The sequence below is a fragment of the Blattabacterium sp. (Blaberus giganteus) genome (genome assembly GCF_000262715.1).
In the GTDB taxonomy this organism is placed as follows: domain Bacteria; phylum Bacteroidota; class Bacteroidia; order Flavobacteriales; family Blattabacteriaceae; genus Blattabacterium.
In genome coordinates, this window is sequence record NC_017924.1 from 570,832 (window position 1) to 586,780 (window position 15,949).

Sequence of the window (15,949 nt, forward strand, 5' to 3'; positions counted from 1 at the left end):
TTGTAAATGTAAGAGAAAAGATAAAAATTTTGAAAATTTATTCATTGATTGATGAATTTTCTTCTTTGTGTCCATGTGTATTTACACTTGGAATTTTTGATGGTGTTCATATAGGTCATCAAAAAATTATTAAAAATTTAATTTTAAAATCTCAAAAAAAATATTGTTCCGTTCTGCTCACTTTTTATCCACATCCAAAAGAAATTTTAAATTATGATAAAAAATTTTTTTATTTAAATACTCTTTCTGAAAGAATATATAACTTAAAAAAAACAGGAGTAGAACACTTGATTATTCATCCTTTTACTGAAAATTTTTCAAAATTAAGAACAAAAGATTTTTTAAAAAAAATTTTACATCCTAAATATAAAATTAGGAAAGTCATTACTGGATACGATTCCCATATAGGAAAAAAAAGAGTAAATTCTTACGAAGAATTTCAAAAACTATCCCATATTTATGGAGTAAAAGTTTATCAAATAAATCCTTACAAATTAAGAAAAAAAATAGTTAGTTCTACTCACATACGTGAATCCCTTTTATTAGGAAATATACAATGGGCAAACCAAGCTTTGGGATATTATTATACATTATCTGGTAATGTCATACAAGGAAAAGGAATAGGAAGAATGATGAATTTTCCTACAGCAAATCTAAAAGTAAACTCTAAAAAATTGATTCCTAAAAAAGGTGTTTATGCTGTAAAAATTAATTATTCAAATAATATATATTTGGGAATGTTAAATATAGGAATCAACCCTACCATAGAAAAAAAAAATAAAAGAATCAAGATAGAAGTTCATATCTTCAATTTTTTTGAAAATATATATGGAAAAAAAATAGATATTTTAATGATTCACATAATACGTGAAGAAAAAAAATTTAACTCTATTCAAGAATTAAAAAAACAAATATGTATAGATAAAATGAATATACAAAAATTTTTTTCTCGTGAAAAAACAAATCGATAGAATTATAAAATATATTTTGGAAAACTTGAATCATAAAATTATTTTTATATCGAAAAATTCTATTATTATAGAATACATAAAAAACAAATACAGTTCTAAATTTAGTTCAAAAACTAAATTTTTTCCAATAGAAAAATTTTTAGAAAAAATTTCTGGACTAAAAATTTTAGATAATTATTCAATACTACTTTACTTTTTTTCTCTTTTAAAAAAAGATGATTTTACAGAAAAAAAATTTCATGATTTTTTTAGTTGGGGCCCTAAAATATTAAATGATTTTCAGAATTTAGATTTTAATTTAGTTAATATTGAACATTTTTTTTCTTCTATTATTTCTACAGAAAAGATAAATAAATGGAATCTAGATTTTTTAGAACAAAAAAAATTTTTTTTTTGGGAAAAAATTCATGAATACTATTATATTTTGCAATCTCAACTCCTAAAAAAAGGAATGGCTTATCATGGAATGCTTTTTAAAACAGCAATTTCTCGTTTAGATTCCTTTTTATATCAAAATTTTAATATAAAAATTGTATTATTTCTTGTTGAAGAAATTGCATTTAATGAATGTGAAAAACTTTTTACTAAAAAAATTATTAAACAAGGATTAGTTTATGATTTATGTGAAAAAAATAGAAATTTTATAAATTCTAAAACATGTTTGCAATATGATAATTTAAAAATTATTGGAGTTTCAAAAGAAATAGAACAAGTAAAAATTGTAAAAAATATCATATGTAAATTAATAAAAAAAAATAAAAAACCTGAAAAAATACTATTAATACCAGGAGATAATTATTTAACTATTCCATTAGCTAATTCTATAAAAAAATTAGGAATTAATATATCTTTTGATATTGATTATTCATTAAATAATATTCCTATTTATTATACTTTTTATTATATATTTCAATTACTGTTAACAAAAAATAAATTCAAAAAATTTACTAGAAAAGATGTTATAAAAGTATTATCCAATGGATATATTCAAAAATTTTTCTTGAAAAGAAATTCAGTATTAAAAAAATTGAATGTAGAAAATGATTCTGATTTTGTTTGTGAATACGTAATAAAAAAACATTTATGCAGAAATGACTTGTGGATTATTTTTAGAATTCAAACTGATAATATAAAAATGATTCTTATAAGTATCATTAGCTTTATTAGAAAATTTAAGAAATTTCTTATTACGAAGAGAAAAAAACATTTTTTGGAATTGGAATTTATTTTTAAACTAGAAACTTATATCCAAAAATTAAGAATAATAATTAGAAAAAATAAAAGCTTATCTATAGGAATCAATGATATATTCAACATATATGAACAATTAACTCATACAGAAAATATACGATACATACAAAAAAATAAAAGAGGATTACATATAATAGGTTTTACAGACATTTTTTTTGACAATTTTGATCTTGTAATTATAACATCTTTCAATGAAGGAATCATTCCTCCAAATCATAAAGAAAATTCTTTCATTCCTTTTAGTATATGTAAAAAATTTAAGATTAATAATTACAATGAAAATTTTTATTTTCATCATTTAACGAGAATTATTCAATTTTCAAAACAAACATATTTAATATATAAAGATCAACCAGATGAAATTAATTCTGGAGAAAAAAGTCGTTTTATTTATAGAATAGAAATGAATTCTAAAATTTCAACAGAAAAAATAAATAAAACATTTTTTTCTATAAATTCAAAAATACGACCTATTGTAATTGATAAGACAAAATCTATAATTCAATGTTTACATGAATTGATCCATAAAGGGCTATCCCCTTCTTCCATTCATTTATACAATTATAATCCTCTTTTATTCTATTACAAGAAAATACTTAAGTTAAATGATCCAGAAAAAATGTCTTACAAAAAAAAAATAGGGAATATAATTCATAAAACATTAAAAATTTTGTATGATCCCATTAAAAAAAATTTTATAACTCTCGATTGTATTCATAAAATGAAAAAAAATTATGAATCTATTATAAAAAAAGTTTTTTTAGAAAGAAAAGAAATTATTGAAGGAAATAATATGTTTTTTTATTATGTTATAAAAAATTATGTAGAAAATTTCATTTCATGGGATGAAAAATTTGTTAAAAACGGACATAAAATTCTGATCAAAGAAATAGAAAGAAAAGTCTCTGCAATATTAAATATTGGATCCAATAAAGTAAACTTGCACGGTATTATAGATCGTATAGATGAGTATGATGGAACCCCTCGTATTCTTGATTACAAAATAGGATATTCAAAAATTAAAGAGATCAACATTTCTTTAAAAAATATTGAAAACATTTTTTATGATACCAATTATACGAAGACCATGCAATTGCTTATTTATGTTTATTTATGGTTTAAATCTTCCATATTCAAAGGGTGTAATAAAAATCCTCCTATCATAGGAATTGTTTCTCCCAAAATGAATGGAGATATATTACAAGTTCCCATCAACATTTTTCGTATTCACAAAAATCAAAAAAAAAATATAACATATGCAGATTATAAAATAAACGTTCTTCCATTCCTTATTAAAAGAATTTCTGATATACTAGATCCTAGTATTCCTATTATAGAAAAAATTTATTGATTCATAATATATTTTTTTATATAATCGCCTACTTCTTCAGTAGTAGAAGATAATTTTGAATCAATAATATCTGGTGTACAGATTTTTTTTTCAATAGAATTTTTAACAGCTTTTTCTAAAATATTTTTTTCTTTATGCATACCAAAATACTCTAACATCATAGAACCTGAAAGGATACATCCCAAAGGATTTGCAATATTTTTTCCTTTTGCTTTAGGATAAGATCCATGTATAGGTTCAAACATGGATTTATCATATCCTATAGAAGCCGAAGGTAATAGGCCTAAAGAACTTGTTAAAATACTAGATTCATCTGAAAGAATATCACCAAACATATTATCCGTTAAAATAATATCAAATTTTTTGGGATTCATAATAATTTGCATAGCTGCGTTGTCTACATATAAAAAATCAAGATCGACATCTGGATAATCCATCGATATTTTTTTAATGACTTCTCTCCATAATCTAGAAGTTTCTAATACATTAGCTTTGTCCACTAATGTTACTTTTTTTTTACGAGAAACAGCTGCTTTAAAAGCCATTTCACCAATTCTTTCTATTTCTTCTTTAGAATAAACACAATAATCATAAGCTTTTTCTCCGTTTTTACAACGACCTTTTTTTCCAAAATAAATTCCACCTGTTAATTCTCGATATATAATGAAATTCACTTCATGTAAGAATTCTTTTTTTATAGGAGATTTCTCTAATTTTGGGAATACCACTATGGGACGAATGTTACAATATAAATTCATTCTTTTTCTAAGTTTTAATAATCCATCTTCAGGTCTATTTCCTATTGGATTATGATCATATTTTGGGTCTCCTATACTACCAAATAAAACAGCATCTGATTTTAAACAATTGTCTATAGTTTCTTTTGGCATCGGATCTCCTAGTTTTTCTATGGCTTTAGATCCAGCTAAAACGTTTTTATAATGAAAATCATGACCATATTTTATGGTTATGGAATTTAAAACTTTTATAGTCTGTTTCATAACCTCAGGTCCTATTCCATCTCCTTCTATTACAGAAATATTTTTTATCATATTAAAAAAAATTTTCTATTTTTTTCAAAAATTTCTACATGATCTTTAATAGAAATCAAAAAATCTATATCATCATATCCATTTATAAAACAATTTTTTTTGTATGGATGTATATGAAATTTATCAAATTCTCCTGTTTTTAGGATTGTAACTTTTTGATTCATTAAATCAACTTTTATTTTAATCTTCGGATTTTTTTCAACTGTATTAAATAATTTTTTTAAAAAATATTCAGATATTTCTACAGTTAATAATCCATTGTTTAATGCATTTTCCTTAAAAATATCAGCAAAAAAGCTAGATATTATCACCCTAAATCCATAATCAAAAATAGCCCATACAGCATGTTCACGACTGGATCCACATCCGAAATTTCTTCCTGATAAAAGAATTTTTCCACTAAAATTACAATCATTTAATACAAAATCTTTATTTAAGGAGCCATTTTTTTGATAACGCCAGTCCATAAAAAGATTTTTTCCAGACTCTTCACGTTTAATTTCTTTCAAAAAACGAGCAGGAATAATTTGATCTGTATCAACATCTTCTATAGATAATGGAATCGCCTGACTAATTAACATTGTAAATTTTTTCATGAATATATTTATTAATGTCTACAATTTTGCCTTCAATAGCTATAATAGCCGCACTTAAAGGGCTTGCAAGTAAAGTACGAGATCCTGGACCCTGTCTTCCCTCAAAATTTCTATTAGATGTGGAAATACAATATTCTCCTGAAGGAATCTTATCTTCATTCATTCCTAAACAAGCAGAACATCCTGGTTGACGAAAATTAAATCCAGAATTTTTAAAAATCTTATCTAATCCTTCTATTTTAGCTTGTTTCACAACTTGATTTGATCCTGGTACAATCATTGCTTGTACATGATCTGCTTTTTTCTTTCCTTTTATTATAGAAGCTACCAATCTTAAATCTTCTATTCTAGAATTGGTGCAACTTCCTATAAAAATGTAATTAATTCTCTTTCCTATTAAAGATTCCCCTAATGAAAAACCCATGTAATCCATTGATTTAGAATCTATATTCGATTTTGGAATCCTTTCAGATATTTTTATTGACATTCCAGGATTTGTTCCAAAAGTTATCATAGGTTCAATATCTTCAACATTTAATATATATTCCTGATCAAATATTGTATTGTCATCTGTTCTCAAAGATTTCCAATATTCTATGATTTTTTTTATTTTTTTTTTAAACTTCTGTATGTTTTTACATTTTTTTATATAATCAAAAGTAATTTGATCTGGAGCTATTAATCCCCCTTTTGCTCCCATTTCAATACTCATATTACAAATGGTCATTCTTCCTTCCATGCTCATTTTTTTAATAATAGAACCTGTATATTCTACAAAATATCCAACTCCAGCATTCACTCCTAATTTTGATATGATATATAAAATGACATCTTTAGGGGTCACTCCTTTTCTTAAATTTCCATTTAATTGAATTTTCATTTGTTTAGGTTTGGATAACAACAAACATTGACTAGCCATAACCATGGCTACTTGACTGGTCCCAATTCCAAAAGCTATACATCCAAAAGCTCCATGAGTCGAAGTATGACTATCTCCACAAACTATTGTCATTCCCGGTAAAGTATGACCTAATTCAGGACCAATTACATGAACAATTCCATTATTTTTATCTCCTAATCCATATAATGTGATTCCAAATTTATTACAATTCTCTGTTAATAGGTTTATTTGTTTTCTAGACAAAGAATCTGAAATAGGTAAATGTTGATTAATTGTAGGCACGTTATGGTCTGCCGTTGCTATAATTTGATTGGGTCTAAAAACGGATAAATTTCTTCTTTTTATCTCTATAAAAGCTTGAGGACTTGTCACTTCATGTATATAATGTTTATCTATATAAAGAACATATATTTCATTTTCTAATTTTTTAATAACATGTGACTCCCAAATTTTATCAAACAATGATTTTGGCATTTTTATACAACATTTATTCTTCTATTATTCGTATTAGAATGCAATATTTTTATATTATTAGCTTTTTCTAATATTACTTTTAATTCCATATCAGTAATTTCTTTTTTTTCGTCTGCATATTTTAAAAAAATAGAATAAACCAAATCTAAAGAATTCTTGTTTAAAAAATATCCCAATTTTTTATAACGATAAGCTAAAGCTGCTCTTCCACTTCTAGCTGTAAGAATTATGGAAGATTGATTTATTCCAACATCTTCTGGATTAATACTTTCATAAGTTTCTCTTTTTTTAATGATTCCATCTTGATGAATTCCAGAAGAATGAGAAAAAGCGTTAATCCCTACTATAGCTTTATTTGCTTGTATTTTCATTCCTGTACATTTTGAGACTAAATCGCTTGTAGAAAAAATTAATTTTGTATTAATATTAGTAAATAAATTTAAATAAGAATTTTGCTTAATAATCATGACAATTTCTTCTAGAGAAGTGTTTCCCGCTCTTTCTCCAATTCCATTAATAGTACATTCTACTTGTTCCGCTCCATTTATGATTCCAGCTAATGAATTAGCTGTTGCTAATCCTAAGTCATTATGACAGTGAGTAGATAATATAATTTTATGAATCCCTTTCACATTTTCCTTTAAAAAACGGATTTTATTACCATATTCTTCTGGGAGACAATATCCTGTAGTATCAGGAATATTAATGACTGTTGCTCCATACTTGATCACATTTTCACAAACTTTTGCTAAAAATTCATTTTCTGTACGTCCTGCATCTTCAGCATAAAATTCTACATCTTCTACAAATTTTTTTGCATATTTTACCGCATGTACAGCTCTTTCTATAATTTTTTCTGGAGTACTATTAAATTTATAACGAATATGACAATTGGAAGTTCCAATTCCAGTGTGTATTCTAGGTCTTTTAGCCCATTTTAGGGCAACACCTGCTGTTTCTATATCTTTTTCTACGGCTCTAGATAAGGCACAAATTATAGACCGTGAAACGGCCTTTCCAATATCTTGAACTGATTGATAATCTCCTGGACTTGATGTAGGGAATCCAGCTTCTATCACATCTACTCCTAAAGTTTCCAATTTTTTAGCTATTCTTATTTTTTCTTTAGCATTTAATTTACATCCTGGAGCCTGTTCTCCATCTCGCAAAGATGTATCAAAAATTTGTATTTTCTTTTTTTCCATATCATTTCATTGGATTATTTTCGTCAAAACTATTTTTTCCAAAAAGAAAATAGAAATAAATTGTGAGAATCTTTACAATATCTAATTAACAAAATTATTTTATATTATTCTATTAATCAAATTAAACATCATTATAAAATTACAATGCCTAATTATAATAATAAATCAGATCATCTTTTTTTGTTAATTCAAACTTTATCAAAATCCGAAAAGAGAAATTTTAGAATTTATGCAAATCGTATAAAACAAAATAAAGATGCTAAGTTTATAAAATTATTTGAAATCATGAGCAAAATGAATTCTTACAATGAAGAAAAAATATTAAAAAACACACCTATAAAAAAAGAACAACTATCTAATATTAAAGCTCATTTATATAAACAAATTTTAATTAGTCTTAAAAAACTACAACATATTGTAGAAAACCATGATATACAAATACGTGAATATTTAGATTTTGCTAAAATTTTATATAACAAAGGCTTGTATCTTCAAAGCTTAAAATTATTAGGAAAAGCAAAAATTATTGCTAGATGTTATGAATTTAATACTATTCTACTAGAATTAGTTGAATTTGAAAAAATGATAGAATCCCAACATATAACTAGGAGTCTTTATTCTAGATCTGGAGAATTATACGCAGAATCAAATGAATTAATTGAAAAAATCCAATGTAATAATGCATTATCAAGCCTTTCTTTAGAATTGTATGGTTTATATTTAAAAGTAGGATATGTAAGAAATGAAAAAGATAAAATATTTATAGAAACATATTTTCGTACAAACCTTCCAAAATTTGATATTGATCGACTTAGTTTTTACGAAAAATTATTTTTGTATCAGGCTCAAGTATGGTATCATTATATTCGACAAGATTTCGTTATGTGTTACAGATCTTCTTATAAATGGGTAGAATTGTTTCAAAATCATACAAAAGCAAAAAAAATAGCTCCTGTTCGATATTTAAAAGGATATCATTATTTGTTAGACACTTTATTTTATTTGAATCATTATTCAAAATTTATTCGTGTGTTTAAACAATTTGAACAAGAAGTACAAAATAAAGAAATACTGATAAATGGAAACACGAAAATATTAATTTTTATGTATACATATACTAATCGTATCAACAAACATTATATGGAAGGAAGCTTTTCGGAAGGAGTTAAAAAAGTAATTCCACCATTATTTATAGAATTTAATAAAATTTTTAATCGTTTGGATTCCCATTATATTATGATTCTTTATTATAAAATTGCTTGTTTATATTTTGGGAGCGGAGATAATGAAAATACTATTCGGTATTTGTCAAAAATTATGGAAAATAAAAAAAAAAACTTACGACAAGATTTACAATGTTTTGCAAGACTATTACACTTAATAGCTTGCTACGAAAGTGGCTTAGATGAAAATATGGATCAGAAAATTCAATCCGCATATAAATTCTTTATTCAAATGGATGATTGGTACATTGTGCAAAAAAAAATTATTCATTTTTTTAAGAATTTAGGAAATGTATATCCACATCAAATTAAAAATCAATTTAAAAAATTAAGAGATAAATTAGTTAAATATTACGATCATCCTTATGAAAAAAGGACTTTTTTATATTTAGATATTATTTCTTGGTTAAATTCAAAAATAGAAAATAAATCTGTAGAATCAATTATAAAAGAAAAATTTTTAAGAACAATCAAAAATAATTGAAATAAAATTGTTTAATTCAATAAAAATATAACTCTAAAAAAAAGAGTCATAAAATATGAAAAAATAAAATGAATTAAAGCTTTCAATAAAAATGAAGAAGAGAAATTTGAAAGATCATAAGAATCAAAAATTGAATAAAAAAAAATAAGAACACTAAAAAATAATCTCATTGTATCACATAACATATAAATATATGTAGTGAATTTACATCTATTTTTTGTTGTAAATAAACAAAAAAGAAAAAACAAACTATTTACAGGAAATGAAAAAACATATATTTTTAATATGAAAATAAAATATATTTTAAAGAAAAAAATACTAAAAATCATGTGTATCAAACTGAAAAAAAAAGTGAATAAATTGTATATTGCAATTTTTTTTATCATGACCAAATGATTTAAAATTACTAATTGTTATTTTTTTTTTTATATGAAAAATAAAGATATTATTGATGAACTCTCATGGAGAGGTTTAATTAAAAACAAAGTTCCTGGGATAGAAAATCAATTAAAAAAACCTACAACTATGTATATAGGTTTTGATCCAACATCTGATTCTTTGCACCTAGGAAGTCTTTTACCTATTATTATATTAATTCATTTTCAAAAAAAAGGACACAAATCTTTAGCATTAATTGGTGAAGCAACAGGTTTTATAGGAGATCCTTCCGATAAGAAAGATAAGAGAATCTTTTTAAGTAAAAAAAATCTACAAAATAATACGGAATCTATAAAGAATCAAATATCTAGATTTTTAAAGTTTTATTCAGAAAAAATAGAATTGTTAAATAATTTCGATTGGATTCGAAATATTTATTTCATAGATTTTATTCGTGAAATAGGAAAACATTTTTCTGTAAATTATATGATATCTAAAGATTCTGTAAAAAAAAGAATTAATAATAAAAAAAACGGAATATCCTTCACTGAATTTTCTTATTCTCTTATACAAGGATATGATTTTTTGTATTTAAATCAAGTAAAAAATTGTCAATTGCAAGTAGGAGGATCTGATCAATGGGGAAATATCACAACAGGGATTGAATTGATTAGAAAAAAAACAGGAAAAAAAGCGTATGGAATCACTTTTCCTTTAATAATAAAACCTAATGGAATTAAATTTGGTAAAAGTGAAAAAGAAGAAAATATATGGCTAGATAAAAATAAAACATCTCCATACAAATTTTATCAGTTTTGGATGAATATTTCTGATTTTGAAATTGAAAAATACATAAAAATATATACTTTTTTTTCAAAAGAAGAAATTGAAAATTTAATTTATAAACATAGAAAATATCCAAATAAAAGATTATTACAGAGAAAATTGGCTAATGAAATAACTGAATGGATTCATGGAAATGAAATTGTAAAAAAAGTAATAGAAATCACAAATATATTATTTGAAAAAAAAAATGAATCCTTTCAATTGTTAGATGATAAAACTTTCATTTCTATATACAACCATATTCCACATATGCTTATATCTTGTGATGAATTTGATAAAGGAATTTTTTTATTAGATCTTTTAAAAAGAAGTAGTTTTTTCTCTTCAAAAAGTGAAGCAAATCGTGCTTTAAAAGCAAACTCAATTCACTTAAATAAAATTCTTGTGAAAGAAAATATTATGATTCAAAAAGAAAACATAATAGGAAAAAAATATATTTTATTCCAATTTGGAAAAAAAGAATTTTTTATTATAAAAATTGAATGAATTTAATATCCAAAATATTTCAATTTTTTATAATTATATCGCCAATTTTTACAAACTTCTACATTGAATTTTAATTCAATATTTTTTTTAAAAAAAAGTTCTATGCTTTTTATAGAAAACAACTTCAATTTATTAATTGCATGTCCTTTCTCTCCTATTAATATTCCTTTTTGAGAATCTCGTTCTACATATATAGAAGATAATATATATATAAAAGTATTTTTATCTTTAAAACATTTCGTATATATTTCTACGGAATAAGGAATTTCTTTTTTATATAAAAAAAATATTTTCTCTCTAATTATTTCATTTACAAAAAAACGTTCAGATTTATTACTTAAATAATCTTTTGGATAAAAAGGTGGATGTTTAGATAATAAAGATCTAATTTTATTCATTAATAGATCTTGATTCATTTTTTTTAATGCAGATATTGGTAATATTTCTGAATCAGGAAATAATTTATGCCAATAATTAATGGTATAATATAATGTGTTTTCTCCACATTGTGTTCCTATTTTATCTATTTTATTAATCAATATAATAATGGGAACATTTTTATTTTTTTTTTTATATGATTGAATATTGAAACATCTTCTGGTTTTCCTATCTCTGTAATGAATAAAATAATGTCTGCATCTTCTAACGATTTTTCTACATATTGCATCATAATTTTTTGCATAGGATAAATAGGATCAATTATTCCTGGTGTATCCGAAAATATAATTTGAAAATCAGATCTATTAATGATTCCCAATATTCTATGACGAGTTGTTTGTGGTTTATGTGTTATGATAGAAAGTCTTTCTCCTACAAGAGAATTCATTAAAGTAGACTTTCCTACATTAGGAGATCCTATAATATTAACAAAACCGGACTTATGAATCATTTATTTATTACGATTTAAATGTTAATGTTTTCAATTTTTTCTGATTTTCTAAATACAATTCCTTGTTCTTTGAAAAAATCTATTAAAATTTTATGATTTTTTTGTATTTTACCTATTATAATTTCCTTAGAAAGATTATTTAAAATATCATGTTGAATAACTCTTTTTAAAGGTCTAGCTCCAAAATGAGGATCGTATCCTTTTTCAGACAAATATTCTATAGCTTCATTCGTTGATTCTATACAAATATTTTTTTTATTATATAGTATTTCTCCTAATTTTTTCATTTGCAATTTAACAATGTCTCTTATTTCTTTTCTAGAAAGAGGTTTAAACAAGATAATTTCGTCTATACGGTTAATAAATTCAGGTCTAACAATATTTTTTAATAAATCTATTAAAGTTTTTTTTGTAGTCTCCATTCTATTATAAGAAATTTTTTTATCCAAATTATCCTGAAGAACATCTGATCCTATATTCGAAGTCATAATAATAATAGTGTTTGTAAAATTAACTATTCTTCCTTTATTATCAGTTAATCTTCCATCATCCAATATTTGTAGTAGGATATTAAATACATCTGAATGAGCTTTTTCTATTTCATCTAACAAAATAACACTATAAGGACGTCTACGTATAGCTTCTGTTAACTGTCCACTTTCATCGTAACCTATATATCCGGGAGGTGCTCCTATTAATCGGCTTACAGAATGACGTTCTTGATATTCGCTCATATCTATACGAACCATATTATTATCATCATCAAACAAATATTCTGCTAAAGTTTTAGCTAATTCCGTTTTTCCTACCCCTGTATTTCCCATAAACAGAAAAGATCCTATAGGTTTTTTTTCATCTTGTATTCCTGCCCTAGAACGTCGTATAGCATTGGCGATAGATTGAATCGCATGATTTTGTCCTACAACTCTTCTGTGTAATTTTTTTTCCAAAAATAATAATTTTTCTCTTTCACTTTGTAACATTTTAGTTACCGGAATTCCAGTCCATTTAGAGACAACTTGAGCAATATCTTCTCTACAAACTTCTTCTTGTATCATTTTATGCCCTTTATCTTCTTGTTTTTTTAACTCATTTTCTAACGCTTTTACTTTTTTTTCTTCTTCTTTTATTTTTCCATATCTTAATTCTGCAACCCTACCATAATCGCCTGATCTTTCTGCTTGTTCTGCTTCAAATTTATAATTTTCTATTTTATCTTTAGCTTTTTGAATCCCTTCAACTAAATCTTTTTCATTTTGCCACTGATCTTGCAACTGCATTTTTTTTTCATTCAATTTAAATAATTCTTTTTTTAAAGGAATTAATTGTTTTTCGTCATTTTCTCTTTTTAAAGCTTCTATTTGTATTTCCATATGCATAATTTTTCTGTGTAATACATCCAATTCTTCTGGTTTTGAATTGATTTCCATTCTTAACTTAGAAGCAGCTTCATCCACAAGATCTATAGCTTTATCTGGTAAAAAACGTTCATTAATATAACGTTTAGATAATTCTACAGCAGCTATAATAGATTCATCTTTTATTCTTACTTTATGATGACTTTCATATTTTTCTTTAATTCCACGTAATATAGATATTGCATCATCGATAGAAGGCTCATCTACGTATACTTGTTGAAATCTTCTTTCTAAAGCTTTATCTATTCTAAAGTATTTTTGATATTCATTTAAAGTGGTAGCTCCTATCGCTCTAAGTTCTCCTCTAGCTAATGCTGGTTTTAAAATGTTTGCGGCATCCATAGCTCCTTCCCCACCTCCTGCCCCAACTAAAGTGTGAATTTCATCAATAAATAAAATCACTTCTCCATCTAAAGATGTTACTTCTTTTATTACGGCTTTAAGCCTTTCTTCAAATTCTCCTTTATATTTAGCTCCTGCAATTAGAGAAGCCATATCCAAAGAAAATACTTTTTTATTTTTTAAATTATCAGGAATATCTCCACTAATAATACGATGAGCTAACCCTTCAGCAATAGCTGTTTTACCAACTCCGGCATCACCAATCAATATTGGATTATTTTTTGTTCTTCTAGATAATATTTGTAAAACTCTACGTATTTCTTCATCACGTCCAATAACAGGATCTAATTTTCCTTTATAAACCCATTCATTGAGATTTTTTGCATATTTATCCAAAGCATTATACATATTTTCTGCTGTAGAAGAAATCACTTTTCCGCTTTTTTTTCTTATGTTTTCAATAACTTTTTTTATTTTCTTTTCTGTTATTCCTTGATCTCTCAATAATTGCGAAGTAAGATCAAAACTCATAAAAATTCCATAAAAAATATGCTCTACAGAAATAAATTCGTCTTTTAATGTGTCCGCATAATTTTCTGCTATATTCAACATTTTTGTTACATGTAAATTGAAATGTTGAGTAAAAGGATCACTCATAATTTTTGGATAAGAGGAAATAATCCGATCTAATCCAAAAATTATTGATTGAGAATTTACTTGCAATTTTTTAAAAAAAAAAGAAATTATATTTTCTTCAATTTTCAAAATTGATTTTAAAATATGAGCATTTTCGATAGATTGTTGATTATTTTTTAAGGCAATATGTTGCGCTTCTTGTATTACTTCTTGTGACTTGATCGTTAACTTATTATAATTCATATAATAATATTATAAAATGAAGTTTATATTTTTATAATATAAAAAAAATTTTTGATCAACATAGTTGTTAAAACTAATTATTTCAAAATATTTATTTTCGCACTATGATAAAAAAAGAAGAAATACAATCTATTTCAGAAAAAATTCATAAAATTTATGATATACTAAAAATAGATAAAATACAGAAATATATAGAAGAAAAAACATCAAATCCTAATTATTGGAAAAATTATAAAAAATCTCAAAAATTTATAAAAAATATGCATAATATGAAAACATGCATAAAAGATTTTACGGAATTGAAAAATTCTTTTGAAGAATTAGAAATCATATTTTCTCTTTCTAAAGAAGAAAATTTAGAAAAAGAATTTGAAATTCAATTGTATAAAACTAAAAAATTACTTTCAAATATTGAGTTAAAAAATATTCTTTCTGAAAAAGAAGATTCTTTCAATGCTATACTCCAAATATCTTCTGGAGCTGGAGGGACTGAAAGTTGTGATTGGACTTCTATGTTAATGAGAATGTATTCCATGTGGGCAGAAAAAAAAAATTTTTTAGTTAAGAAAATTCACCATGTATCCGGAGATATAACTGGTATTAAATCTATTACTTTAGAAATAGATGGAATTTATGCTTTTGGTTATTTGAAAGGAGAAAATGGAGTACATAGGTTGATCCGAATTTCTCCGTTTGATAGTAATTCAAAACGTCATACCTCTTTTTCTTCTGTATATGTTTATCCTATGATAAATGATGATATTAATATAGATATTAAAATGTCAGATATACAATGGGAAACTTTTCGTTCTAGTGGATCAGGAGGTCAAAATGTCAATAAAGTAGAAACAGGAGTAAGATTACGTCATCATCCTACAGGAATTACCATAGAAAATACAGAATTCCGTTCTCAAATACAAAATAGACAAAAAGCTTTACAGTTGTTGAAATCTAGATTATTTGAAATGGAAATGATGAAAAGAAATGAAAAAAAAGAAAAAATAGAATCTACAAAAAAAAAAATTGAATGGGGTTCTCAAATCAGAAATTACATTCTGCATCCTTATAAATTAGTAAAAGATTTAAGAACTGGTTATGAAACCACACAAATTCAATCAGTTATGGATGGAGAAATAGATATTTTTTTAAAAAAATTTTTAATATATAATAGAGAAAATAAAAATACAATTTCATTATCTTAAG

General features: G+C 24.5%; 10 protein-coding genes and 1 pseudogene. 5 read left to right on the plus strand and 6 right to left on the minus strand.

The window, feature by feature from the left end; genetic code table 11:
- Positions 1-29: 29 nt before the first annotated feature.
- Positions 30-971 carry a bifunctional riboflavin kinase/FAD synthetase gene (locus BGIGA_RS02765; protein WP_014726850.1) on the plus strand — a complete coding sequence of 314 codons (942 nt, stop codon included), beginning with the start codon at positions 30-32 and terminating at the stop codon, positions 969-971.
- Entirely contained in the window at positions 952-3,573 is a 2,622-nt protein-coding gene (locus BGIGA_RS02770; RefSeq protein ID WP_014726851.1) for a PD-(D/E)XK nuclease family protein, read from the plus strand. Before BGIGA_RS02765 ends, BGIGA_RS02770 begins: the two co-directional genes overlap by 20 nt.
- On the opposite strand, the gene leuB is transcribed toward BGIGA_RS02770, so the two are convergent.
- Genes leuB through BGIGA_RS02790 form a run of 4 tightly spaced genes read right to left on the minus strand, consistent with a single transcriptional unit; the run spans position 3,567 to position 7,801 of the window.
- On the minus strand, positions 3,567-4,625 hold the full coding sequence (gene leuB, locus BGIGA_RS02775; protein ID WP_014726852.1) for a 3-isopropylmalate dehydrogenase: 1,059 nt from the start codon (positions 4,623-4,625) through the stop codon (positions 3,567-3,569). The two genes, BGIGA_RS02770 and leuB, sit on opposite strands and share 7 nt — an antisense overlap.
- Positions 4,622-5,221 carry a 3-isopropylmalate dehydratase small subunit gene (gene leuD / locus BGIGA_RS02780; RefSeq protein WP_014726853.1) on the minus strand — a complete coding sequence of 200 codons (600 nt, stop codon included), beginning with the start codon at positions 5,219-5,221 and terminating at the stop codon, positions 4,622-4,624. Before leuD ends, leuB begins: the two co-directional genes overlap by 4 nt.
- On the minus strand, positions 5,196-6,596 hold the full coding sequence (gene leuC / locus BGIGA_RS02785; protein ID WP_014726854.1) for a 3-isopropylmalate dehydratase large subunit: 1,401 nt from the start codon (positions 6,594-6,596) through the stop codon (positions 5,196-5,198). Before leuC ends, leuD begins: the two co-directional genes overlap by 26 nt.
- A gap of 2 nt (positions 6,597-6,598) precedes the next feature.
- The gene (locus BGIGA_RS02790) at positions 6,599-7,801 is read right to left on the minus strand and encodes a 2-isopropylmalate synthase (RefSeq protein ID WP_014726855.1); all 1,203 of its coding nucleotides are present in this window, start codon (positions 7,799-7,801) and stop codon (positions 6,599-6,601) included.
- A 144-nt stretch (positions 7,802-7,945) separates the two neighbouring features.
- Here BGIGA_RS02790 and BGIGA_RS02795 point away from each other — a divergent pair, with 144 nt between their 5' ends.
- Positions 7,946-9,508, plus strand: coding sequence for a hypothetical protein (locus BGIGA_RS02795; RefSeq protein WP_014726856.1), 1,563 nt, complete (start codon positions 7,946-7,948; stop codon positions 9,506-9,508).
- Between the two features lie 429 nt (positions 9,509-9,937).
- Positions 9,938-11,218 carry a tyrosine--tRNA ligase gene (tyrS, locus tag BGIGA_RS02805; protein WP_014726858.1) on the plus strand — a complete coding sequence of 427 codons (1,281 nt, stop codon included), beginning with the start codon at positions 9,938-9,940 and terminating at the stop codon, positions 11,216-11,218.
- A 2-nt stretch (positions 11,219-11,220) separates the two neighbouring features.
- On the opposite strand, the pseudogene era reads toward tyrS, so the two are convergent.
- Together era and clpB are read right to left on the minus strand one after the other, a co-directional pair.
- Positions 11,221-12,107 (minus strand): annotated as a pseudogene (gene era / locus BGIGA_RS02810) (GTPase Era).
- A gap of 14 nt (positions 12,108-12,121) precedes the next feature.
- Positions 12,122-14,746 carry an ATP-dependent chaperone ClpB gene (clpB, locus tag BGIGA_RS02815; protein WP_014726859.1) on the minus strand — a complete coding sequence of 875 codons (2,625 nt, stop codon included), beginning with the start codon at positions 14,744-14,746 and terminating at the stop codon, positions 12,122-12,124.
- 104 nt (positions 14,747-14,850) lie between these two features.
- Here clpB and prfB point away from each other — a divergent pair, with 104 nt between their 5' ends.
- Complete coding sequence (gene prfB / locus BGIGA_RS02820) at positions 14,851-15,948, plus strand: peptide chain release factor 2 (RefSeq protein WP_014726860.1); 1,098 nt, start codon at positions 14,851-14,853, stop codon at positions 15,946-15,948.
- The last annotated feature ends 1 nt before the right edge of the window (position 15,949 follow it).